Below are 23,764 nucleotides of genomic sequence, written 5' to 3' on the forward strand. Positions count from 1 at the left end.
AATTAAACCATCCAATGGCTAACAAGACCTACAAGGATAAGCAGAAGCGTCACACGCCGAAGCTTAAAATCAAAAAGGGAGACATGGTCGTGGTTATCGCTGGTGCCGATAAGGACCGCGCTAAGCCCCGCGAAGTACTCCAGGTGCTACCTAACGAAAACCGCGCCGTCGTTGACGGTGTGAACATTCGTAAGAAGCACCAGAAACCAACTGAAACCGATCAGGGTGGCATCGTTGAAAAAGCGGCCTCCATTCACATTAGCAATCTGATGCTCGTCGATGCCGACAATCAGCCAACCCGCGTAGGACGCAAGGCTGACGAAAATGGCAAACTGGCGCGTTTCAGTAAGCGTAACGGTAATATCATTAAGTAATGAGCTACACTCCCCGACTCAAGAAAAAGTACGACGAGGAAATTAAGGCTAAACTGCAGGAGCAGTTTAACTACAAGAGCCCTATGCAAACGCCTCGTCTGCTCAAAATCTGCATCAATCAGGGTGTAGGTAAAGCAACTCAGGACCGCAAGCTGGTTGAGAATGCTTCAAAGGAAATGACTCTCGTGGCAGGCCAGCAGGCTGTAATCACCATGTCTAAGAAGTCTGTCTCTAACTTCCGCCTCCGTGACAACATGGGCATCGGTGCTAAGGTAACCCTTCGCCGTGAGCGGATGTATGACTTCCTCGACCGTCTGGTTTCTACTGCATTGCCTCGTGTACGTGACTTCCGTGGAATCAACGACAAGAGCTTCGATGGCCGTGGTAACTACACTATGGGTATCACTGAGCAGATCATCTTCCCTGAGATCAGCCTCGATGATGTTGCTAACATCACTGGTTACGACGTAACCTTCGTTACCAGCGCAGAGACAGACCAGGAAGCCCTGGCACTGCTGAAGGCACTTGGCCTTCCATTTAAGAACCAAAACAACGAACAGTAAGATGGCTCGTAAATCACTTATCGCACGCGAAAATAAGCGCGCACGTATGGTTGCTAAGTACGCTGAGAAGCGTGCAGCCCTCAAAGCTGAAGGCAACTGGGATGAACTGGATAAGCTCCCCCGTAACTCCAACCCAATCCGTCTGCACAACCGTTGTGGTCTGACTGGCCGTCCGAAAGGCTACATGCGCAAGTTTGGTATTTGCCGGGTTAAATTCCGGGAAATGGCACTCGATGGCAAGATCCCAGGAGTTCGTAAAGCTAGTTGGTAGTTTAATTCGTTGGTCTTCCGGAGAATCCCCTCCTCAACTGACGTAGTTAACCACCGACAACTAATTAGTCTAATTTTTAACAGCTCCGGAAGTTCCTGTTTCGGGAAAACCACGGAGCGCAATCTATAGCAAAATGGCCGTAACGGACCCAATCGCTGATTATTTGACCCGTATTCGCAACGCGCAGATCGCAGGTCACCGTGTCGTAGTTATTCCTTCTTCAAAAACGAAGAAGCGCATGACAGAAATTCTGTACGATCAGGGCTACATTCTGAAGTACAAGTTCGACGACGAAGCGGGCAAGGGTAAGCAAGGAGAAATCTCTATTGCCCTCAAATACGAAAAGGACAGCAAACGTCCGGTTATTCGTAAACTTATCCGTGTATCCAAGCCGGGTCTGCGTCAGTACGTAAAGGCTGATGCTCTCCCACGGGTTATCAACGGCCTTGGTATTGCCATCGTTTCTACCTCACATGGTCTGATGACCAACAAGCAGGCAAAGAAAGACAACGTTGGCGGCGAAGTACTCGCTTACATCTACTAAATAAATTCAGTTTCACGTCTGCAGGGGGTACTCCGGCTTTGAATGATAAGCGAAGAGTAGTCTCGTAAGACAATTAAATCAACAGGATATGTCCAGAATTGGCAAAAATCCCATCAGCGTACCTTCCGGCGTCAAGATTGACGTAAGCAAAGGTAATCTGGTGACCGTTAAGGGCCCTAAAGGGGAACTTACTCAGCAGGTAAACCCTGACCTGGGAATCGAAATGGAAGATGGTACTCTTACCGTCACCCGCCCTTCCAACAGCAAGCGTCACCGCAGCTTTCACGGTCTTTACCGTTCGCTGATCGCCAATATGATCGAAGGTGTCACCAACGGCTACGAACTCAGTCTTGAGGTAGTAGGTGTAGGTTACCGTGCCGAAAACAAAGGCAACCTGTTGATCCTCACGCTGGGTTACTCTCACCCTATCTACTTCATGGTTCCACCAGAAGTTGGCGTTGAGACCATCAGCGCAAAGGGTAAGGCTCCGATCGTAAAGCTCACTTCTACCGACAAGCAACTTGTAGGTCAGATCGCAGCTAAGATCCGTGCATTCCGTAAACCTGAGCCTTACAAAGGAAAAGGTATCAAGTTTGTCGGTGAAGAACTTCGTCGTAAGGCTGGTAAAACCGCCGCTAAGAAGTAAGGTCCCTAACCCCTGGCCCTCTTTAGGGAGGATCATGCTGGGGATTCAAAAAAAATTAGCAATGCAACTCACAAAACTTAAGCGGAGAAAGCGGATTCACAGCCGTGTTCGTAAGAGCATTTCCGGCACGCCGGAACAGCCCCGCCTGAACGTTTTCCGTTCTAATAAATACATCTACGCTCAGTTGATCGATGACGTCAACGGCGTAACCCTGGCGCAGGCTTCCAGTTTCGAAGCTTCAATTGCCCAGGAAGGTGACAAATCCTCGCAGTCTACTGCTGTAGGTAAGCTCATCGCCGAGCGTGCTCAGGCCGCCGGAATCTCTAAAGTTCTCTTCGACCGGGGAGGATATCTTTTTCACGGACGGGTGAAAGCCCTAGCTGAAGGTGCCCGTGAGGGTGGCCTTAAGTTCTAAATAGCACTACAATGGCTGATAACAGAAATTCAGGCGGTGGCCGTAACCGTCGTGACAATGACCGCCGGGGTCGGAAGGGAGACAACAACGCCTCCAACGAGCCGGAACTGCGCGAGAAAATGGTTGCCCTCAACCGGGTATCCAAAGTGACCAAAGGTGGTCGTACGTTCACCTTCGCTGCCATCATGGTAGTTGGTGACGGAAAAGGTAAGGTAGGTTCCGGTTCCGGTAAGGCCCGTGATATCTCCGAAGCTATCCAGAAGGCAACCGATAATGCCCGTAAGAGCATGATCAAGGTGCCACTGCACAAAGGGACTATCCCTCACGAGCAGTTGGGTAAGTATGGTGCCGGTAAGGTCCTGCTTAAGCCTGCATCTGAAGGTACCGGTGTAATTGCCGGTGGTGCGATGCGTGCTGTTCTCGACATCGCTGGTGTCCACAACGTACTGGCAAAATCACAGGGTTCTTCCAACCCACACAACGTGATCAAAGCCACCATCGATGCGCTGAAGAAGCTCCGCAGCCCGATGGAAGTTGCCAAGCAACGGGGTATTTCCATGGAAAAACTGTTCGAAGGGTAGGGTTCACGCTCCCCAATCCCCTCTCCAAGGGAGAGGGGAGAAGAACAAACTCCTAACAACAGTAAAATTAAGTCAACATGGCTAAGATTAAAATTACCCAGGTTAAAAGTGTGATCGACCGCCCGAAGAAGCAGAAGGCAACGATCCAGGCTCTTGGCCTCAAGCGTATGCATCAATCAGTTGAGCGGGAGGATTCTCCTGTTATTCTGGGAATGGTGAAGGCAGTCAGCCACCTTGTTAAAGTAGAAGAGGCCTAAGGGAAGTCGAATGCCCGGAAAGTTAAATAGTTAAGCATCTGCCTGACCATCTGACATTTTTCTGACAGAACGACCATAGTTGGTACGATAGTTGCTTTCTTTGCACCTGCGTTCAGCGCCCTGAAAAGCCTCCTAAAAAATAAAGTCCGTAATGGAACTGAATAATCTCAAACCAGCCGCCGGCGCTACTAAGTCCGGTAAGCGAATTGCACGTGGCCAAGGCTCGGGCCGTGGTGGAACTTCCACCCGTGGTCATAAAGGTGCCAAGTCGCGTAGTGGTTACAAGCGTAAGCGTAACTTTGAAGGTGGCCAGATGCCACTTCAGATGCGTCTCCCGAAGCGTGGCTTCAACAGCCCGAATCGTGTGGAATACGTTGCTTTCAATCTTGATCGTCTCCAGGCCATCAGCGAGAAGCACGGAATTACTGAAATTACCCCTGCTGCTCTGTACGCTGCCGGTATCATCAAGAAGAATGATATGGTAAAAGTACTCGCTGACGGTGAGCTCACCTCTGGTCTTACGGTTACGGCTCACGCCGCTTCCGCAAAAGCCAAGGAAGCCGTCGAGAAGGCGGGCGGTTCTCTCACCATCTCCTAAATACCATTCCCATGATGAGGTTCTTTGAAACACTAAAAAACATCTGGTCGATTGATGAGCTGCGTAAGCGCATTCTGTTTACGCTGTTATTGATCGCCATCTACCGTCTGGGGTCCTACATCGTACTTCCCGGTGCGGATGTGGATGCACTCACGGCGTCGCTCGACGCCCAGGGTGGTGGAAATGACCTCCTCGGGCTTATCAACCTGTTCACTGGTGGTGCATTTAACAATGCCTCCATCATGGCCCTTGGTATCATGCCGTACATCACGGCGAGTATCATTGTCCAGCTGCTCGGTTTTGCCGTCCCTTACTTTCAACGCCTGCAAAGCAAAGAAGGTGAGGCCGGTCGTAAAAAGCTCAGCCAGATCACCCGCGCTCTTACCGTAGCTATTACCCTGGTTCAGGGTGCTGGTTACCTGACTTATATCAAGAGCAACGGAGGTATGTCGTCTCAGGTAGACGAATCTATCTTCTGGCTTTCCGGTATCATCATCCTCTCCACCGGTACCATCTTCGCGATGTGGCTGGGTGAGCGGATCACGGACCGGGGAATCGGTAACGGTGTATCCCTTCTGATTACAGTTGGTATCATCGTTGGTTTGCCAACTGCTTTCGGCTTCGAACTCGTTGACAAGTCTGACAGCCTTCTACTTTTCGCTCTCGAAATGTTCGGTTTCTTCTTCGTTACTATGCTTACCGTAATGATTGTTACGGGAGTCCGGAAGATTCCACTGCAGTTTGCTAAGCGTATGGTAGGCCGCGGTGACGCTGCTGCCCCAACAAGTACGGAGCGCGATTACATTCCACTGAAGGTTAACGCTTCTGGTGTAATGCCGATCATCTTCGCTCAGGCACTGATGATCCTGCCCGTAAGCCTTGCTGGCTTTGGTAGCAACGAGGCTCAGACCAGCTGGCTGGTTCAGCAATTCAACGACTTTACTTCTCCTCTCTACAATGTGATTTACTTCTGTATGGTGGTTATCTTCACTTATGTCTACACGGCATTGGTGGTAAACCCCGGACAGTACACGGAGTACCTGCGTCGTCAGAACGCATTCATTCCTGGTGTTCGCGGTGGAGCAGAAACTGAAGAGTACATCGATGCAATCACCAGCCGGATTACTCTTCCAGGATCTATCATCCTCGGTCTGATCGCCATTCTGCCAGCCATCGTTGCTGCTCTTGGTGTCAACCAGCAGTTTGCTATCTTCTTCGGTGGTACTTCCCTGATCATTATGGTAGGTGTTGTTCTCGACACTCTCCAGCAGATCGAAAGCTACCTGTTGATGCGCAAGTACGACGGACTGGTGAAAGAAGGTCGCCTTGAAGGCCGCGGTGGTAACAGCCGTATGCAGAGCCTCGGAGCTGACTTCTAAATCTGTTATACAGATTTGACTGTGGCGCCCCCTTCGGATTTCCGGAGGGGGCGCTGTTGTTTGGGAGGTATACGCCCATCAGTATTGTGTACTCTAAGAAGATCATAGCAGATGTTGAACAGAATTCTTGATGTTGTACGCCTTTCGCTTGATGACAAGGGCTATGATTACACCGAAGGAGCTATCCGCCGGGGGATTATCCTGCTTGCGATCCCGATGATGCTGGAGATGGCCATGGAGTCTGTCTTTGCGCTGGTCGATACTTACTTCGTTGGCCAGATCGGAAATGGGGCGCTGACCACGATAGGCCTTACGGAGGTGATGATGACCCTGGTATACAGTGTTGCCATCGGTGTCAGCACCGCTCCAATGGCGATGGTTGCCCGCTTCGTTGGCGAAAAAAAGCCCGAAAAAGCAGGGTTGGTAGCAAGTCAGGCCATCCTGCTGGGTGTTATTGTGAGTATACTGATTGCCCTGCCGGGATTCATTTATGCTGAAGAACTGCTGCAGCTCATGGGGGCTACGGATGAGGTCGTTGCTGAAGGAGTAGGCTATACCCGGATCATGTTTGGAACCAATGTCGTGATCATGATGCTCTTCGTGATTAACGGGATATTCCGGGGGGCGGGAGAAGCCGCTAAAGCAATGCGTGTACTGTGGCTGGCCAACGGTATCAATATCGTCCTTGATCCCATCTTTATTTTTGGGCTGGGTCCTATCCCCGCAATGGGAGTTGAAGGAGCAGCTGTGGCTACTTCAATCGGTCGTGGTATTGGAGTAGCTTATCAGCTTTATCTACTGTCGGGGGATCGATCGGTGGTTAAAATAAAAGCCAGGGCCTGGCGTATTGATTGGGCGATGCAGTTGCGGATTATCAATATTGCAGCCAATGGGGCATTTCAGTACCTCATCGCTTCTGCGAGCTGGGTATTCCTGATGAGGATTGTGGCTGGTTTCGGAGAAGCAGCCGTAGCGGGTTATACGGTTGCTATCCGGCTGATCCTGTTCACGATGCTGCCAGCCTGGGGGCTGGCCAATGCTGCTGCGTCCTTCGTCGGGCAAAACCTTGGCGCCCGGAAACCGGACCGGGCGGAAAAGGGCGTGTGGCTTGCGCTAAAGATGACCGTTGTTTACTTCGGTGGACTGTCGCTGATCTACTTCTTTTTAGCAGGGCCACTGGTACGTGGTTTTATCGAAGATGCCGATGCCATCGAATACGGCATCCGGACTCTACGCATTTTTGCGATTGGATACGTTTTCTTTGGTTTGGGAATGATTCCTGTACAAGCGCTGAATGGGGCGGGGGACACCCGTACCCCGATGCTGATAAACTTCATCTGTTTCTGGCTGCTGGAAATTCCGCTGGGCTATTGGCTGGGATTGGAAATGGGCTACGAAGTCGAAGGTGTCGTCTGGGCAGTTGTGACGGCAGAGTTTATCCTGTCCGGCCTGGCCCTGTGGATGTTCAGGCGCGGAAAATGGAAACAGGCTGAAGTCTGATGTTTCGTGCCGGAAATTACTCGGCATTACAGTAGCAACGAAAGAGCGAAGCAGTGCTGGATTGCCTGGTAACGACTAAGCCGCTGCCCGTTGCATCTTCCGGAGGACATCGACGTCTGCCGGAGGGGCGAAGAGGAGTTCCCCTTCGCGGTCATCTACAATCTCGAGGCGAAGCTGCTTGGCGAGCTCTTTCGCGAGGTTGCCGAGCTGTTGGGAGTAAGGCAGGGAATTACCCATAGCGGCGTAATGATCGATGATTCCGATCCTGATGAGGTCATGAGCATCGACGCGGGAGATGAGTTCGCGCAGGTCAGCTTTAGCGGCTACCTTTTCGTTCCGGAGGCGAAGTTGCTCCCGGAGGTCAGCCATGGTACAGCCTACGATTTGTTCGCGGCGGTAATGGTTCCAGTATTCAGCTGATCCGCGCTTGCGCGTGTAGTAGGCAAGGTGACGGCTCTCGGCTGCCTTCTGACAGGTGATTCGGGCGAGGGCTTTAACTTGTTCCAACAGTTCCAGGGTTTCGGTAACGGATAGTTGAACGTGCTCAGGGTAAACGTCTTCTTCTTTACTGAGGCGGGTGGCTACAGATTGCTTCACCTTCGATTTTGAAGACAAAGCGATGAGCTTACCAAATTCCAGACAGAGATAGTATTCAGGGACGACGTTTCCCTTGCTGCGTGGGTCGCGGGCAAAGTCTTTCATGCCTTCGGGGCGCCGTATTCCGTCGGAGAACTGGTAGATGTCTTTCAACCAATGGCGAACGTTGGTTTGGTAATGATTGTCGTTCAGCCCCAGAGCACGGTGAAGCTCGGAAGCTTTTACGACGCGGGTACCTTTCTTTGAGATGTGGATGTTAAGATCCATTGTTTGAAACTTGCTGTTGTTACTACAAAACTAGGGTGTTGTGTGGTTTGTTGCAAATTTCAAACAAATTATTTTTCACTTTTATGTGATTATTTTATTTTTTACAGCAAGTTGTGTGTTTTTATTCGCAATTTGATTGCAGATGGAGCTTGGGAGTGTTTGTTCTTTGCTCAATTCAACATTTTTTGCACCTGCGTTTGCGCCGCCTTACTTGCCTTCTTCCCCGGCTGCGATCATTTTGAACCACCACCAGACCAAGAGGGCGCTTTCTCCTTTATAATCCTGTTCGCGGAGTGCTTCGTTATAGGCGGCCATCACGGCTTCGTCGGAGGTGAGGAAGTGACGGAGTGTTTTCAACAATTTGGTGTACCGGGGGAAGTCGGCTGCCGGCGGCACTTCTTTGGCTCCGAGGCGGGCACAAACCAACATGAAATCAGAAGTAGAGTAGGGGGCGTAGACTTCAGGGTACTGGCCCATCAGGTAGAGCGAGACCATATTATAGTCATCGTCGTGGTTATGGCTGGGCGTCCGGTCTTTGGGGTGCTGGTCGCGAAAGCGGTTGAAGAGTTCGTTGACGTAAAAGACGAAGCGCTGGATTCGGCCTTCGAGCTGACGGTCTTCGCTGAAGAGGTCGCGAAAGGCGTCCCGGACAAAGTCGGGCTCCCAGCGCATGATTGCCAGCATTGCGCGTTTCGGGTCGTAGCCGCCGCGCCGGTAGTGCCGGCGATTGGTTTTCGAGTCGAGCGCATTATCATAGGCTTCGGCGAGATCTTTAGCTTCTACGTTGAAGTGATCTTGCCAGTTCTGTTGGGTTTCCCAGAGGGGCAAAAATGCCTGGGCTTCTTCGGTCTTCAGCCACTCCGGAAAGGCAGCGAGATAGGCTTTTATTTTGGGTACCTGCATAATGGGGCAAAGATGGGTAAAATAGAATGAGCCAAACAAAATTATTGCTCAGCGGGCGATTCTCTCAATTTTGGCGCCATGGCCTGTTCTTTCCAGATAGTTTTTCAGGCTGTCTAAGCCAGCGGGTCCGGCAAGCGCATCGTCGTAGATGAACAGGTCTACGCCCGGCTGTAACAACCAGGGGAGACGGGCGCTGAGAGCGGCCGCGTTTTCTTCGGGGTAGCCGCTAACCAGAACGCGATAACCAGCGGAGGATATACTGTCGGTATAGCGGAGCAGTTTGCCTGGTTTCCAGTCGGAAGAGTCGGTCAGGATAACCAGATTGCGGGGGATTTTCCTTTGTGGCGCGGGCTCATTTGGCGCGCACGCAGGTGCCAGGAAGGGTAGGAGGAGCAACGATAAAAGGCGTAGTCTTTTCATAGGTCAAGGAAATCGATGTTGCGCCGCAGGCCAACGTACTTGGTGCGTTTCACGGCTGACTTTTGAAAGACCCTCCGGAATACTTCCTCGGTCATCTCCGTCATTTCGCGCTGGTTCATGGCGGGCAGATCGGGGTGTGCGTTGAAGGCGGGTTCGTGGTGAGGTTTGCTGAAGCGGTTCCAGGGGCAGACTTCCTGGCAGATGTCGCAACCGAAAGCCCAGCCTTCCATCCGCCCGGCAAACTCTTCTGGGATGGCCTCGCGCAGCTCGATGGTGAGGTAGCTGATACACTTCGAGCCATCGACAAGGTAGCCCTGTGGAGAGATGGCCTCGGTCGGGCAGGCATCGATGCAGGCTGTACAAGAGCCACAATAATCCTTAATCTGGGTATCCGGCGTAAGGTCAAGGTCTGAAATGATTTCTGCGAGGAAGAAGTAGGACCCGGCTTTCGGGTTGATGAGCAGGGTGTTTTTGCCCGTCCAGCCTACTCCTGCGCGTTTGGCCCAGTCGCGCTCCATCACCGGAGCTGAATCTACAAACACCCGCCCGTCGATCGGGGCCCCTACGAGTAACTCAAGTTCGGCAACGAGGTCCTTAAGCTTATGGCGGATCACCTTGTGGTAGTCTTGCCCGTAGGCGTAGCGGCTGATCTTAGGTGCTTCCTGGCTGGGCGTATCGTCTTCGGGGAAGTAATTGTAGAGTAATGAAACTACGCTCTTTGCTCCGGGAACGAGCTTGGTGGGGTCTACCCGTTTTTCGAAGTGGTTCTCCATCCAGCGCATAGTGCCGTGGTTACCCTGGTTGAGCCATTCTTCCAGCTTGCGGGCTTCTTCGTCCATCCGTTCCGCTTTGGCGATACCAACGAAGGAGAAGCCGGCCCTGAGGGCGCGGGCTTTTACTTCTTCGGAGAGGGTCACTTTTGCGTTCAACATTGGAAGTAATCTATTCTTTTTAGTCTAAATTCATTGCCGTGGCTGGAGGCCGTAACAATACGCATTTATCCCCAAAGCAAACGGACGAAGCAAAGCCAAAGCTGCTTACTGCAGCAACTCTCAACTCCAGAAGGTAAGCAAGCGAAGCGCCGCGAACGGTACTTGCGGTAGCGACTCCGGACTCCCGACTCCAAATCTCCCGACTCAAGAAGCGAAGCGCCGCGAACGGTACTTGCGGTAGCGACTCCGGACTCCCGACTCCCGACTCTAGACTCCGAACTCCCGACTCCAAATCTCCCGACTAGTTAAAGAGCCCTTCCACCAGCCAATCGGCAATCAGCTGCCGGTTGCTGGGTTCTACTATCCGAACCTGGTCTGAGGAATTGGTGATGTTACCGAGTTCGATGAAAACGCCGCTGCACATAGCTTCCCGCAAAACGTGCAGGTCGCGGGTCCCGACGGTGCCGGCGTAACCGCGGCCCTTCCGTACCTGGTCGTATTTTTTGCGGACTACGGCCTGCATCTTCTCCGCCTGGCGGGCACCTACGAGGTCAGTATCATGATGGTAGAAGAAGAGGTCGATTTTTTTGTTCTTTGCCCGGCTGTCTACGTGGATGGAGATCATCGTCTGATCGGTAATACCCTTGGCGAGGTGCTCTTCGTAGAGCGTATTGATGATATTGGTGCGTTGCTGGAGGCGGGCTTTTTGCTGATAGGGGATCGCCTGGCCGCCCCAAACGGTTTCGTCCTTGTCTCCCTTCAGGTACCTCTCGTCGCGGATGCCATCGGTGTCACGGACGATCATATAGGGTGTTCCTCCGTGAGCGAGGATGTTGCGGGTCATCCGTAGGGCGACGTCGTAGGCGTATTCGTCTTCGTGCAGGTGGTGTCCGGCGCGTTTACCGATGGTTCCGGGGTCGGGGCCTCCGTGGCCGGAAACGATGTAGAAGATTCGTCCGGCGAGTTTGTTGTCGATTTTGGGTACGTAAGCGTACTTCTCTCCGAAGATATCGAAAGTCCGGAACGCGGAGGTGGTTACCTGTTCCAGTTCCTGCGGTTTGGCACCGGGTTTACCTCCGGTCTTGGCTATTTCGCCCTCATCCATGATTTCAGCGGGCGCTGCTTCCAGTTTTTCTTCGAAGCAGTTATCGATATGGAAGGGCAGGTAAAGGACTTTGTTTTCCCGGAAATCCTCGGGCCGCACTTCGGCGGCCAACAGGGCTTCGTTGTAGTGCTGAATAGCCAGGGCACGGGCGTAGTTGTCGTTTCCCGTAGAAGACCTGATACTCTTGCCGTCGAAGTTGAGGACCTCTATGGGCAGCTTGTACGTAGAGCCGATCATTAGAGCGGCGTTGTTCTTCAGCTTGTTTAGCCGGTAGAACTCGTTGAGGTTACAGGTGTAGTCGAGTAGCTGGTAACGGCGTAGAATAGCGTATATCCCATCTCCTTTCTGAGCTGTAACCAGAAGTTGCTCAGACGACAAATCCGGACTGAGAGCAATCAGAAAAAGGAATAGAAAGAGTTTGTTGAGGGTCATATTGAGGGGAAGGAAAGACTTTAGCGGCTGCAAGATAAGTAAAGGTCCCGGCGGGCAGTATCTTTGCCCGGCAAATGTCGACACTTCAACAAATACTACACCTCCTGAGTTGGGAGCTTAAAACCGAATGGCGGAACCGCTACGCCCTCGGATCGGTCTTATTGTATGTGGTTGCGACAACGGTCGTTATCTATTTTGCGGTGCAAAATTTTAGCGCCATGACATTTAACGCCCTCTACTGGGTCGTATTGTTTTTTGGAGCAACGGTAGCTGGTGGCCGCAGCTTTCTGCGGGAAGGCGGTCGGCGGCACTACTACTTTTATACGCTCGCTTCGGCGGAGGCACTGCTGGTTAGCAAATTCCTGTACAATACCCTGATCATCTGGTTAATAAGCCTGCTTACCTGGGGGCTGTTGGGATTTTTCTCGGGCCAGAGTTATGTCCTCGAACCCGGATACTTCCTGGCTGCTCTCCTCCTCGGCGGCCTCGGCCTCAGTTCGGTGCTCACCTTCGTTGCGGCGCTGGCTGCGCGCGCCGGTGGCAGCGGAACGCTGATGGCCGTACTCAGTTTTCCGCTCGTGATTCCACTGCTTTACCTCTTAGTCAATGCCGGCGGCTACGCCGTAGGGCTTACCTCCGGACAGGAAACCTCTTACCTCATGCTGGCCGGAGCCATCGATCTGCTTGGCCTGGCGGTAGGGTTGGTGCTGTTTCCTTTTGTTTGGAGGGATTAGGAGGGGGAGGGTTTTGAGTCGTGAGTCAGGAGTCGCTACCGCCGTGGCTTTTAAGCCCAGAGTCCCTACTTCGTGTTGGATTTCTTTGCGTAATGATCGGGGTTGTGCTCCATGAAGTGTAATAGCCGCCCAACTTCGTCGGCCAAATCGTTGTGTTCTTTGTATTGTTTGTTGGTGATGTAGCCACGAGCGAGGGCTTTATCGAGCCACATTTGCGTCTCACAGTTCTCTCCATAGCTATCGGTGATCTTTGCTATGAAATGCTTGGGATAGCGGCGTTTTGCAAAACTCTCGGCGAGGTTTGCACATACACTACTGGCTGAGCGGCAAATCTGATCGGTCAGCCTGAATCTTTCGTTCGGCGGGAAAGAAGCAGTCAGGTCGTCGATCCTGTTAGATAGAATCATTCCTTTGCGATAAGCAGCCCATTTTCGGAAGGATGCGTTCATGGTCTTGATTTTCCTCAAACCTCGGGAAACCACGCGGAGATAGTCGTCTTTTATACGAATACTTGCGTATATAAACGTTTAAATACGGATGATTGATTCATATTTATTTGGTTGTCAGTCACATACAATTTTTCTTACTCCCGACTCCCGACTCCCGACTCCCGACTCCCGACTCCCGACTCCCGACTCCCGACTCCCGACTCCCGACTCCCGACTCCTACACCTCCCGAATCAAAATCCGAATCGGCGACCCATCACTCCCCGCCAGCTTCAGCGGCAGACAGATCATCTCGTAATCGCCTTCGGCGATTTTACGCAGGTCTACGCCTTCGATGATCCAGACGTTGGCGCTCATGAGTGCGCGGTGGGTTTGCGGGTTGCCCTGGTGGAAGGGACCGACGGAGAGGTAGTCGACACCAATGAGGGCGAGCTTACGCTGGCCGATCCACTTGGCGGCTTCGGGGCCAATGCCGCGGTATTCGGTATCGAACGGGTCCTGCAGCCAGAAAGCCTTGTCTGAGTTGGGGGTGCGGAGCAGCAGGCGCTCACCGGGCTCCAGGGGGCGGGTGCGCGCTTCGTAGGCGTCCAGATGCTCGGGGAGTACGGGGCCTTCGCAGTCGATGGCGGCAATCCGGACCGGGCCAAGACCAACATGAACGGGAAAGCGGCTGATGTCGATCCCCTCGGCCATAAAGTGGTTCGGTGCATCCATGTGGGTGCCGGAATGGGCGCTGAAGTGCAGCATGGTTACCTTGGCCTGGTCTCCGCAGTGGATGCAGCTCAGGGTGTCGAACTTCGTTTCAGGCTGGCCTGGCCAGCCGGTCATGCCGGGGAAGATGGGGTAGGTGACGTCGATCCAGTTTTCGTACCAGTTGCTCATGGGGTGTTTGATTTTGAGGCGAGAACGCGGGTGCATTGAACGCTCCATTGACCAGCAAGGTGAGTCCCTCTGTCGCTCCGCCGGATAAGAAAGGACGAGCGGGCGAGATTGTTCGCTGTGCAGCAGCTTTTGCTGACTTGTGACCTGATTTGCGTCCCTCAGGGGCTGTCGGGCCATGTCAACAGCACCACTGCCCCAATTTACCCTCACATCTCCACGACTAAGCGTCAGCGCGGCATCCATCCGCTGGATCGGTATCGAGTTGCGGGATATTGGCAGTAAACACGCAGTTACGGTTTTCATCCGTCAGGAGTGAAAAGTTGCGTGTTTACGGTATATTGGCAGGGCTAAAGCGCAACTGGTGTACAGCAGAGATATGAGGTGTATGCGCAATGCGTGTGTAACTGTGTTCTGTGCAACAAAAAAATCAGGCTGTATCAACAATCATAAGTTTTTTATTATCGTCTGATTTTTTTAATCGGACTTGATTATTTAAATTTACGCTACTGTAGTAATTACTATTCTAAAAAACCCTTCTAGAAATGACACGTACAATTTACACTCTATTCTTACTTTTATCCTTTATTTTTTTCTCAGTTGATTTACTATCTCAGTCAAAGGATGAAATCCAGATTTTTACTAAAGTAGGTATCGCTTCTTCAAATCCTAAACAAGAACGCTTTGAAAAGGCAGGGCACTCTTTAGTAATCGGATTTGAGTATCGAACAAGAGACATGATTTCTAAAATTCATGGTATAGCTGGATTATCAGTAGAATCGTTTCAGCATACTAATTTTATGCAGGGAGGCGGATATTTACGACAGAATGGTGTAGAGTTTCCTGTAATATCGCATCTCACAAGAGCTGGTTTTATTGGAGGGGGTGGGTTTGTAGGTTTAGGAACTGAAATTAAGAAAATTAATGTTAAAATATATTATGGTAGGTCATATTTATTGAAAGGAAACTATACTAAAATCGAGATAGAACATCTGGGTAACGAGATTATCAATACGAACTCACCTTATGAAAACTTAAGCTATGGAGAGATAATCAGTACTGCTGATAATAGTTTTAGATTATCTGAAAATAATAAAAGGACAGAGGATTATATTGGTTTTGAGATGGGGTATAGAATTAAGGAAAATATTATAGCAGGAATTGATGTCGCTGGCTATACGAATTGGATATTTGACGATGTCATTGCAACTAATCAAAGGTTTTCATCTAACCCAATTCAGTCTTCTAGAGGATTTGGAGGAGATGCTCACTCACGACAACGACTTTCAATACGCCTAAGCTTAAGATATACGTTGTAAGTAGTTTTACTACCTGTATAATATCTCTGTGGAAATTGTACATGCTTATTCACAGATTGTTGGGTCAAGTATTCATTAGACTTTTAACCCGGGATAATTATTTTATTAATTCAATAAAATTATTTAGATTTATCCTCTACTATTTAAGACTTTTATTGAATACTAATTAACTGCATTAATGTTCAAAGGGGTGTAATTCAGATTGTCGTATTTGCAAATATTTAATTTGAATTACAAGCTCAGTAAATGCTTAATCTCTACTGAAAGACTTGTATATACTCAATATTCTCAAAGCTACAATCTGAATTATACCCTGTTCAAAGTTTCGACCCTCTTTAGCTCTCGAAACAACTGAACTTTTACTTTTATTTACCTATTTGATAATATAAATGCACAGAACACAGCAGCCACGACAAGCCGCTGTTTTTAATTTGAGTAGATCGCAATTTATTCCGCTGGTTTACTTTGGTTCAGGTACTTGCTTTCAGCTTAAGCACCTGAGCCAAAGCAAACCAGCTGATCCGGCGCTTGGTCCGGTCGCTCTCAATTCAGTAAAATTCCTTCCAGTCGTGCCTCCTTCCAGGTTTTTTCTGAATGTTCGCTCCCGGCCCAATCGCCTAATCGGATATTTGACGTAGATTGGTGCTATCGGGTCGCGGCCTGCGTGGCTGCGCCCGTTATGTACAATCAAAAAAAGCCATCAATTACAAATTCAACAATGAGAGAAAACATGAAAATTATAGATCCAGGAATTGGACTTGGGGTAATTAAATTTGGCATGCATCCAAGTGAGATTCTTGAACTTATTGGTGCGCCCAACGAAATAGAAGTTTATTGTTATTCAAAGAACAAAGATGACAGATCAGAAAGCTGGCATTATGAGAAATATGGATTTTCAATTAGTTTTAGTGGTGAGGATAATTGGATGTTAGATGTAATATCAATAAGCTCTGAGGATTATCATTTATTTAATTCGATAAAGATAGGACAATCAATAAATGAAATAGAACGAATATTGAAAGGGTTAGAAATTAACAACCTTGAATATGAAGATTTATCCAACCTAGAAAGTCCAGATCATAAACTATTATCAATCGATGAACTCAGTTTAAATTTATGGTTTGATTACGGCCAACTTTCTGAAATTCAATGGGGGCCAAAATTTCAAGATGAAGAAACTATAATTTGGCCAAACCAACCGATTGTTAAACAATCGAAATCAAATATTAAAGAATATGATGTTGATGAATTATTCAATAAATTAAACACACATTTAACAAGTTGGTTAAACGAGATATTTCAAAAAAATGAAGAGAACAAGGATCTTATTGATGAATTCCCTAGTGATACAACAAGAGATAACTTATCAATTGAGAATAAAAATGTCAATTACTATTTAGATGTTGACAATAAAGTATCTGGATCAATTGAAGCAAAAGCTTTAATATCACACAATACGAAAGGATTAATTGGATGGATGTCAGTAATATGGGATAGAGATATGAAGATGTTAGATGACTTCTTAGTATTGGATTAAATAAAAAAGACTGTACATAACAAAAGGTACATCGGCCATGCCGGCTGAGGCCATGTGAGTTCTATTGAACTCATTATATAACGAGGAGCATTATTTTATCTTGAACATTTATGTAGCCGGCACGTCGTGTACCCAACCGTTCCGCAACATATGCGCAACAAATATTTGTGGGGCTATCGCCCTGTCCGAATGTTTGATCAAAGGATCACTACAAAGGGCTGGTGGCCTGGAGGACCGAATATCGCATCGTTCGCAAGCTCTGATTTTCAAGGCAAATCATTAGCGGCAGGGCAGACAAAGCGGCAAAAGAAGCTTTTGTAGCACTTGGCTACCAGTCGTTACAGGTCTGTAAGACTTGAGCTTGCGAACGATGCGAGTCGGGAAAAAGTTTAGGGCCACCGGTCAGTTAAATTAGAAAGTACTCCTTTGCATTCGGTATATTTGTTTCCGGCAGCCGGTAGAATAGAAGTATTCAACCGTCCGTCTGCCGGACATCGGAAAATGATCAGGGAATCATTTCTCCTCGGCGCAGCGTAACGATTCCTCCGGAAGAACGGCGGGACTACCGGTAGTCACGTCCATACTTCCTTATCTGGAGGAAACCGCCAAAAGACAAGAAGCTGACGCTTCAAAAAATAGAAATCTTTTGGCTTCGAAACGCAAACGTCGCGGAACATCGTACTCACGGACAGATTTTCGCTGCGCTTCAATCCGTCGTGAGTACTTGTTCGTTAGGTGCAATCAAATTCGAGACCAAGCAAAAACAAAATATAAGTAGAAAAATATGCTAATAAAATTCTAAACATAACGCAATTACTTTAAACTAAATTCAGAATGATCAACAAAAATTCAATTAGTGAATTAGGAGAAATAATTATGAATCCAGAAACAGCTCATTTTCAAATTAATTCAAAATACAAAAAAAATGATGTACTAGTTGGATACCTCAATGGCGTAAATACTATTGAATTGGTAAATAAAGAAGAAAGTTATTTAAGCAGAATAGAAGAAATTTTAGACCTTGATAATTTTGAGAAACGTTGGGATTATATTGAATTTGAATTTGGCGGAAATTTAATAGAGAACCCGAATTATGGGTGGGTTACATTAAGGAATTATCATCCAAATATTGTAGTAAATAAAGAGACAAAAGAGTTTTACTTAGAATACTTATTAGACTCCAAATTGCAGTTAACCCATAAAATTGATCTACTAGATTTAAAAAAAATATTATTTTACTGGAAAAATATCATTTCCAATTTCTTAAATGATAACTGACAAACTGAATTCACTAAGTAGTTTTGAATTATCAAAAAACAATCGAAATTCAAATATAATAATTCTTAATTCCAGCATTGAAGAAGAAACTCAATTTATCGATTTTTTCAGATTTTCATTGTAATTTTAATACAGATAGCCAGTTGTAAAAGAAGACAAAATGACTATTGAAAGTAGAATTTTATACAAGCTTGTTAATACAGGTCAATCATCAAAGGATTTTGATTTTGAAAAAAGAAATTTAAGAAACATTAAACTCACAAGATTCATAAATAAAAATGTTTAGTTCTTTAAAATTTAGAAATAATTGAAATAAATGCACCTAACACTTAAAGCTCAAAGGCAGCCCTGACGCAGTCGGGCCTGCCGTTGCGCTTTTGTTGGACTAACCCGCCATCCCACGATCCGACCCTATGGGCATTGAACCAAAGCCGCCTGTCCGGATCGTGAGAAAGGAGGCGCAAAGCCATGGTTCACAGGGAAGAACAGGAGGCCGGTAAGTCAAAAATCCAGGCTAGAATCCGTTGATTTTAGCCAAAATGCGGTTGATGTGCATAAGTATTCCGTGCCGCAGCAAGGCAGCGAACTATTTGACGGCCACATAAACAAAGTTGGCTGGTGGAGCGCGGGTATTGGGCGGCAGCAAAATACGGACGAGACGTAACCATCCGACCAACTACACCTCAAGCACGACCTCCATCGCGGTGTGTATCACGAGGTGCACTACTATCACGAACTTGCCGCTTGTCACGTCTCCCCTCTCCCGAGGAGAGGGGCCGGGGGAGAGGGGGATCCGTGCATCTCGTGATACACACTCCATCGCGCCGGAGGCGCTCAACCCAACACCAAACCCGTATCTTTGCCCCAGAGCTTTCTATTTTTGACTATCACACCGTTTTGTCTGCATGTATCCCAAGAACATAACAACCATCCTCATCGTCCTCGGGCTGATGAGTGGCGCACTCCACGCGCAACAATCGCTCCTGCAGTTGGCCGAACCCGACATCGTCAGCCTCGTAAAGGAGGATGACCGCAGCGGGACTACGCGCTTCTCTGCTCCTTTATCCCTCGACATTGCACCTGCTGCCGAGCCTGATACCTACTCCTTCGAGAACGGGGAATGGACCTGGTCGCAAACCTTCAGTGTACCCAACGCTACCGGACTCGCCCTGTTTGCCGACCACCTGAACCTGCCCGAAGGCGGCCACCTGACCCTGGAAAATGAACACGGCAGCCAGGGGCCTTTTACCCAGGCGGATGCCAGTAGAAAAGCCCGGTTGTTTACCGATTTTCTGCCCGGCGATAAGGTTACCCTGACCTACCGCGGCCCGCTGCCAGAGACTACTCCTTTCCACCTCTGGCGAATGGACCACGTTTACCGCCCGGACCGCTGGAAGAATCCTTTCGACAAAGATTTCGGTGATGCTAATTCCTGCCACGTCAACGCAAACTGTGCGGAGGGTGACGGTTGGGACGATGAAAAATCCGGCACCGGCCGCATCAACCTCGTTGTGGCTGAAGGTGTAGGTTTCTGCTCCGGCAACCTGATCAATAATACGGCGCAGGATGGCCGCCCTTACCTGCTGACGGGCTTTCACTGCATGGACGGGTTCACCCCGCTTTACGACCTCTGGTCAGTAGACTTCGGCTACACCAGCCAGGACTGCAACAACCCGACCGAAGAGCCCGTGCCTACCAAATACATCGGGGTGGAATTCCGGGCTGGCCTGCAGGCCACCGATTTCATGCTGCTGGAGATTATGGATGAGGACTTCACCGCCGCAGATCATTACTTCGCGGGCTGGGACCGCTCTGCCGGTGGTGTCTCCGGTCTGATTACCCATTTTCATCATCCCTTTGGCGACATCCAGAAAATCGGAGTTTCGGACGCGCAGGGTATGCCTATTCTGAACAACCAGATCACCTGGAACAGTGGGGTAGTGACGCCTCCCCGCCACCACTTTACGATGGATTACGCCACGGGAACCTTCGAGGTAGGCTCCTCCGGAAGTTGCTACTTCGATGAGGATCACCGGATACGGGGAACCCTCAACGGCGGCAACTCCAACTGCCCGGGTAACAGCGAGGCGTTCGTCGGTCGTTTCCACCTGAGCTGGGATACCGGAACGGCAGACAGTACCCGCCTTCAGTCCTGGCTGGACCCTCTGGGGACAAACCCCATGACGCTGGACGGAGAGAACCTGCTGACGAAGCGTTTTGTCAAAGGCACCGTCTCCCTTGCTGGAGCGCCGGCTGCGGGCGTAGACATAACCTACCAGTGGGCAACAGGAAGCGTAACCTACACTACCGACGCAGACGGGCGTTACTACGGTGAACGGCCTGCGGAAGAGGCCACTTTTGCCATAAGCGGAGTTTATGCCGAAGATGGTTCCCTCACCAACGGTGTAGACGTAGGCGACCTGATCAGCATCCGGCGGGATATCCTCGGCCTCGATACCCTAAGCCCGGCCGAACGCCTTGCCTCAGACTCAAACAATTCGGGAACCACCAGAGTATCCGACATTACCCACATTACCCGTGTGATTCTGGAGGTGGATGATTGGCGTGGCCGGCCCAACTGGCTGGTAATGCCCTTTGGGTTTCCGATTGATCCTACCCCGGTTAATCCTGAAACACCCATCGGGATTTCTTTGAACAACCGCGCCGTGCAGGAGGTAGAAGTGAATTTCTACCTGCTCAAAACCGGAGACGCTAACGGCAGTGCAGGAAATGAATAGGGTAGAAGAGCTACACTACCGTTAATAGCAGGGTGTTCCGGTTGGCCTTATGGTTCTTCTTCACTCTACATTTACAACATTAGGGTTGCCCCCCTCTCCTTCGGAGAGGGGCTGGGGGTGAGGTTACGAGCGTAGCGAACAAAGCCGCCCGAATCCGTTACCGGCAGGAGCAATTAAGCGGGCTACCATTAATAGCTGTGCTCATCCAGCTGGACCTTACCCCAAAAGGTCTTGTACACAAAAGCCGTGTAGCCCACCGCCAGCGGGCCACCAATTGCCACAAAGATGAGCATGATGCTGATGGACTTATCGGAAGCTACTCCGTTATACACCGTAATGCTGTTACCCGCTCCGCTGGTGTCCAGAATGATGGTAGGGTAGAGCTCTATTGCTACTGTGATCAGTAACAGCCCAACGGTGATTGAGCTGAAGACGAACGCTTTTAGGTAGTTGCGCTTACTGATTTGCCGGGGAATGTTAGCGATGGCCAGGATCGCTAAAACGGGAACTCCGAAGAGAGCTACGTTGTCCTTCACTCCGTCAGACATGTGCGGGATGTACAAAAGAGTATACAGCGTAGTGATGATGAAGAGAATGATGAAGGCAATGATTGACCTTTGGAGCAAGTGATTGACCTTAGTGAACAGTTTGTCTTCTGTTTTCATGGACAAGTAGATCGCGCCGTGCATCATAAACAGTGCCAGCGTAGTGAAGCCGACCAGAATTGCGAAGGGGTTGAGGAAACTCAACCAGCTGCCGGTAAACTCGTAATTATCGTCGAGCGGCATGCCCAGCAGAACGTTGCCGAGGACAACACCCAGAAGAAATGCGAGCATAGTGCTGGAGAAGCTGTAGCTGACATCCCACATTTGCCGCCACCATTTCATGGGTTCTTTACTTCTGAACTCGATACTGATGGCCCGGAAGATGAGCATGAAGAGGAACAGCATCAGCGGGATGTACATCGCTGAAAAGAGGCTGCCATACACGACCGGGAAACCGGCAAAGAGGGTTCCTCCCCCAATTACCAGCCACACTTCGTTGCCGTCCCAAACGGGTCCGACGGCGTTGAGGGCAATTCGGCGACTTTTCTCCTTTCTGAAAAACAGGTGCCAGGCACCTGCACCGAGATCGAACCCGTCCAGAATACCGTAGCCCGTAAACACCGCGCCTACCACCATGAACCAGAGGGTAGGGTAGTCGATACCGGCAACGGTGGAATGGCCGGAGACAGGGTCTGTGCCGCAGGCGGTAAGCAGAAGGAATGATAGTAAAATCAGGTACTTCATGTTCAATTTTTCCTCCCCGACGATCGCTTTCCTGAGAGAAGGACAGCATTGGGGATGTGATGAAAAACGGGTAAGCGTGTTCTAAATCTGGTCGCCGGCAACGCGGGCGATGTTTTCCTGAAGCGGTCGGTCGTCGATGTCGCTCTCATCGTACGGGCCGTGCTTTATTTTTTTGTTGAGCAGGTACAGGAACAGGGCCAGCAGAATAACGTAGATGATGGTGAAGCCGATCAGCGAGAACAAGACCTGGTTTGCGGTTACCACGTTGGAGAGGGCATCGGAGGTGCGGAGCAAACCGTACACCACCCAGGGTTGGCGGCCCATCTCGGCGGCATACCAGCCGAACTGGTTGGCCATTTGCGGAAGGACAACGGCGAAGACGAAGGCCCACAGCAACCAGCGTTGCTCAAAGAGGGTGCCCCGCCACCAGTAGAAACAGGCGAGCAGGGTAAGACCGATCAGCGTCATCCCGATGGCGACCATGAGATGGTAGAACTGGAAAACAGCGTTGACCTGGCCCGGGCGGTCTTCTTCGGGGAAGGCGTTCAGGCCAGTGACGGGGGCGTCGAAGTCTTGCTCGAGCAGGAAGCCGAGCCCTCCGGGTACCTTGATGCCCGTGGTGGTTTGCGATTCTTTATCGACCCAGCCCATGATGTACATATCGGCGGGGCCTTCGGCGTCGAAGTGGCCTTCCATTGCGGCCAGTTTGGCGGGTTGGTGCTCAGCTACGTACTCGGCACTGCGGTGACCGGTAAAGAGTTGGCTGAGGGAGAAAACAGTCGCAACGGCCAGGGCTATTTTAAAGGCTTTGCGAGACAGGTCGACGTAGCGTCCGCGCAGTAAGTAATAGGCGTGAACACTGAGCACCAGAAAGGCTCCGGCGAGGAAAGCACCGATCCAGACGTGGGTAAGCCGGTCTACACTGCTGGGGTTGAAAACCATCGCCCAGAAGTCCACGATTTCGGCTTTGGCCTGAATGCCCTCTCCAACAATCTTATAACCGGTAGGGGTTTGTTGCCAGCTGTTGGCGACCGTGATCCAGACGGCTGAAAACATTGAGCCCAGGAAAACACCGATCGTTGAAATGAAGTGAACCCGAGAGCTGACCCGGTTCCAGCCGAAAAGAAGGATGCCCAGAAAGCCACTCTCCAGAGCGAAAGCGAAGATGCCCTCGGCAGCCAGTGCGCTACCGAAAATATCACCGACGTAGCGTGAATAAGTGGCCCAGTTGGTACCGAACTCGAACTCCATCACAATGCCGGTAGCGACGCCGATACCGAAAGTGAGGGCGAAAATACGCGTCCAGAACCTGGTCATATTCTCGTAGACTTTATTACCTGTGCGGAGGTAAAGGCCCTCCATAATTACCATCAGTAAGCCCAACCCGATACTCAGGGGCGGGTATATGTAATGGAAAGCTATGGTGAAGGCGAATTGGATTCTTGCTAGAATTTCGACGTCCATTTCTTATGCTTTTTATTATTCCAAAACGCAATAAAACGACTCACGGTAAAGTGACAGGACTTGTCCGGGATAAATATAAACTATTGGTTAAATCCAACCAATCCGGATATTAAAACATAGCCGGATAACCTGGTGTGTCTCCTGCGCCCGCGCAGAATAATTATTATCCGGCGCGGACGCAGGTGCAGTAACTGTTGGGGGCGCAAACCAGATTGTCGCTCAACCCCCTCCCAGCCTCCCCACACCGCTGCGCTGGGGAGGAGCAATCGCGACAATCTGGTTTGCGACCATTGTT

At 50.0% G+C, this 23,764-nt stretch carries 25 protein-coding genes; 16 read left to right on the plus strand and 9 right to left on the minus strand.

The window, feature by feature from the left end; all coding sequences use genetic code 11:
* The first annotated feature begins 14 nt into the window (after window positions 1-14).
* The 11 genes from rplX to FUA23_RS02530 all read left to right on the plus strand — a co-directional run bounded on the left by rplX (window position 15) and on the right by FUA23_RS02530 (window position 7,128).
* The gene (gene rplX, locus FUA23_RS02480) at window positions 15-374 is read left to right on the plus strand and encodes a 50S ribosomal protein L24 (RefSeq protein ID WP_147929133.1); all 360 of its coding nucleotides are present in this window, start codon (window positions 15-17) and stop codon (window positions 372-374) included.
* Window positions 374-937 carry a 50S ribosomal protein L5 gene (gene rplE, locus FUA23_RS02485; RefSeq protein ID WP_147929134.1) on the plus strand — a complete coding sequence of 188 codons (564 nt, stop codon included), beginning with the start codon at window positions 374-376 and terminating at the stop codon, window positions 935-937. Before rplX ends, rplE begins: the two co-directional genes overlap by 1 nt.
* 1 nt (window position 938) lies before the next feature.
* Entirely contained in the window at window positions 939-1,208 is a 270-nt protein-coding gene (gene rpsN, locus FUA23_RS02490; RefSeq protein ID WP_147929135.1) for a 30S ribosomal protein S14, read from the plus strand.
* 133 nt (window positions 1,209-1,341) lie between these two features.
* Window positions 1,342-1,752 carry a 30S ribosomal protein S8 gene (rpsH, locus tag FUA23_RS02495; protein WP_147929136.1) on the plus strand — a complete coding sequence of 137 codons (411 nt, stop codon included), beginning with the start codon at window positions 1,342-1,344 and terminating at the stop codon, window positions 1,750-1,752.
* 88 nt (window positions 1,753-1,840) lie between these two features.
* Window positions 1,841-2,398 (plus strand): 50S ribosomal protein L6, encoded by a 558-nt coding sequence (gene rplF, locus FUA23_RS02500; RefSeq protein ID WP_147929137.1) that lies wholly within the window; start codon window positions 1,841-1,843, stop codon window positions 2,396-2,398.
* A gap of 61 nt (window positions 2,399-2,459) precedes the next feature.
* Entirely contained in the window at window positions 2,460-2,813 is a 354-nt protein-coding gene (gene rplR / locus FUA23_RS02505) for a 50S ribosomal protein L18 (protein WP_147929138.1), read from the plus strand.
* A gap of 11 nt (window positions 2,814-2,824) precedes the next feature.
* On the plus strand, window positions 2,825-3,394 hold the full coding sequence (gene rpsE / locus FUA23_RS02510; protein WP_262713688.1) for a 30S ribosomal protein S5: 570 nt from the start codon (window positions 2,825-2,827) through the stop codon (window positions 3,392-3,394).
* Window positions 3,395-3,471: 77 nt separating this feature from the next.
* Window positions 3,472-3,651, plus strand: a complete 180-nt coding sequence (gene rpmD, locus FUA23_RS02515; protein WP_147929139.1) for a 50S ribosomal protein L30 — start codon at window positions 3,472-3,474, stop codon at window positions 3,649-3,651.
* Between the two features lie 151 nt (window positions 3,652-3,802).
* Window positions 3,803-4,249, plus strand: coding sequence for a 50S ribosomal protein L15 (gene rplO, locus FUA23_RS02520; protein ID WP_147929140.1), 447 nt, complete (start codon window positions 3,803-3,805; stop codon window positions 4,247-4,249).
* Between the two features lie 11 nt (window positions 4,250-4,260).
* On the plus strand, window positions 4,261-5,628 hold the full coding sequence (secY, locus tag FUA23_RS02525; protein ID WP_147929141.1) for a preprotein translocase subunit SecY: 1,368 nt from the start codon (window positions 4,261-4,263) through the stop codon (window positions 5,626-5,628).
* A gap of 111 nt (window positions 5,629-5,739) precedes the next feature.
* Window positions 5,740-7,128, plus strand: coding sequence for an MATE family efflux transporter (locus FUA23_RS02530; RefSeq protein WP_147929142.1), 1,389 nt, complete (start codon window positions 5,740-5,742; stop codon window positions 7,126-7,128).
* A 75-nt stretch (window positions 7,129-7,203) separates the two neighbouring features.
* Here FUA23_RS02530 and FUA23_RS02535 read toward each other — a convergent pair whose 3' ends face one another.
* From FUA23_RS02535 to FUA23_RS02555, 5 genes are all read right to left on the minus strand, one after another.
* Window positions 7,204-7,992: a hypothetical protein gene (locus FUA23_RS02535; RefSeq protein WP_147929143.1), complete on the minus strand. Its 789-nt coding sequence runs from the start codon at window positions 7,990-7,992 to the stop codon at window positions 7,204-7,206.
* A 207-nt stretch (window positions 7,993-8,199) separates the two neighbouring features.
* Window positions 8,200-8,895 (minus strand): hypothetical protein, encoded by a 696-nt coding sequence (locus tag FUA23_RS02540; protein WP_147929144.1) that lies wholly within the window; start codon window positions 8,893-8,895, stop codon window positions 8,200-8,202.
* A gap of 48 nt (window positions 8,896-8,943) precedes the next feature.
* On the minus strand, window positions 8,944-9,315 hold the full coding sequence (locus FUA23_RS02545; protein WP_147929145.1) for a hypothetical protein: 372 nt from the start codon (window positions 9,313-9,315) through the stop codon (window positions 8,944-8,946).
* Complete coding sequence (gene queG / locus FUA23_RS02550) at window positions 9,312-10,247, minus strand: tRNA epoxyqueuosine(34) reductase QueG (protein ID WP_147929146.1); 936 nt, start codon at window positions 10,245-10,247, stop codon at window positions 9,312-9,314. Before queG ends, FUA23_RS02545 begins: the two co-directional genes overlap by 4 nt.
* Window positions 10,248-10,548: 301 nt before the next feature.
* Window positions 10,549-11,784, minus strand: coding sequence for an N-acetylmuramoyl-L-alanine amidase (locus FUA23_RS02555; protein ID WP_147929147.1), 1,236 nt, complete (start codon window positions 11,782-11,784; stop codon window positions 10,549-10,551).
* A gap of 74 nt (window positions 11,785-11,858) precedes the next feature.
* On the opposite strand from FUA23_RS02555, the gene FUA23_RS02560 reads away from it, so the two are divergent.
* Complete coding sequence (locus tag FUA23_RS02560; protein ID WP_147929148.1) at window positions 11,859-12,518, plus strand: heme exporter protein CcmB; 660 nt, start codon at window positions 11,859-11,861, stop codon at window positions 12,516-12,518.
* A 65-nt stretch (window positions 12,519-12,583) separates the two neighbouring features.
* On the opposite strand, the gene FUA23_RS02565 is transcribed toward FUA23_RS02560, so the two are convergent.
* Together FUA23_RS02565 and FUA23_RS02570 are read right to left on the minus strand one after the other, a co-directional pair.
* A complete protein-coding gene (locus FUA23_RS02565) occupies window positions 12,584-12,967 on the minus strand; it encodes a four helix bundle protein (protein ID WP_147929149.1) in 384 nt (127 codons plus the stop codon).
* Between the two features lie 217 nt (window positions 12,968-13,184).
* Window positions 13,185-13,847, minus strand: a complete 663-nt coding sequence (locus FUA23_RS02570; protein WP_187270859.1) for a cyclase family protein — start codon at window positions 13,845-13,847, stop codon at window positions 13,185-13,187.
* Between the two features lie 542 nt (window positions 13,848-14,389).
* Here FUA23_RS02570 and FUA23_RS02575 point away from each other — a divergent pair.
* The 4 genes from FUA23_RS02575 (at window position 14,390) to FUA23_RS02590 (ending at window position 20,716) form a co-directional block, all read left to right on the plus strand.
* Complete coding sequence (locus FUA23_RS02575) at window positions 14,390-15,163, plus strand: hypothetical protein (RefSeq protein ID WP_147929151.1); 774 nt, start codon at window positions 14,390-14,392, stop codon at window positions 15,161-15,163.
* Between the two features lie 730 nt (window positions 15,164-15,893).
* Window positions 15,894-16,700: a hypothetical protein gene (locus FUA23_RS02580; RefSeq protein WP_147929152.1), complete on the plus strand. Its 807-nt coding sequence runs from the start codon at window positions 15,894-15,896 to the stop codon at window positions 16,698-16,700.
* Between the two features lie 834 nt (window positions 16,701-17,534).
* Window positions 17,535-17,978, plus strand: a complete 444-nt coding sequence (locus FUA23_RS02585) for a hypothetical protein (RefSeq protein WP_147929153.1) — start codon at window positions 17,535-17,537, stop codon at window positions 17,976-17,978.
* A 905-nt stretch (window positions 17,979-18,883) separates the two neighbouring features.
* Complete coding sequence (locus FUA23_RS02590; protein ID WP_147929154.1) at window positions 18,884-20,716, plus strand: hypothetical protein; 1,833 nt, start codon at window positions 18,884-18,886, stop codon at window positions 20,714-20,716.
* Window positions 20,717-20,904: 188 nt separating this feature from the next.
* Here FUA23_RS02590 and cydB read toward each other — a convergent pair whose 3' ends face one another.
* Both cydB and FUA23_RS02600 read right to left on the minus strand, forming a co-directional pair.
* Window positions 20,905-22,005 (minus strand): cytochrome d ubiquinol oxidase subunit II, encoded by a 1,101-nt coding sequence (cydB, locus tag FUA23_RS02595; RefSeq protein ID WP_147929155.1) that lies wholly within the window; start codon window positions 22,003-22,005, stop codon window positions 20,905-20,907.
* Between the two features lie 81 nt (window positions 22,006-22,086).
* Window positions 22,087-23,469 (minus strand): cytochrome ubiquinol oxidase subunit I, encoded by a 1,383-nt coding sequence (locus FUA23_RS02600; protein ID WP_147929156.1) that lies wholly within the window; start codon window positions 23,467-23,469, stop codon window positions 22,087-22,089.
* Window positions 23,470-23,764 lie beyond the last annotated feature (295 nt).

Source organism: Neolewinella aurantiaca, from assembly GCF_008014675.1.
Taxonomy (GTDB): Bacteria; Bacteroidota; Bacteroidia; order Chitinophagales; family Saprospiraceae; genus Neolewinella; species Neolewinella aurantiaca.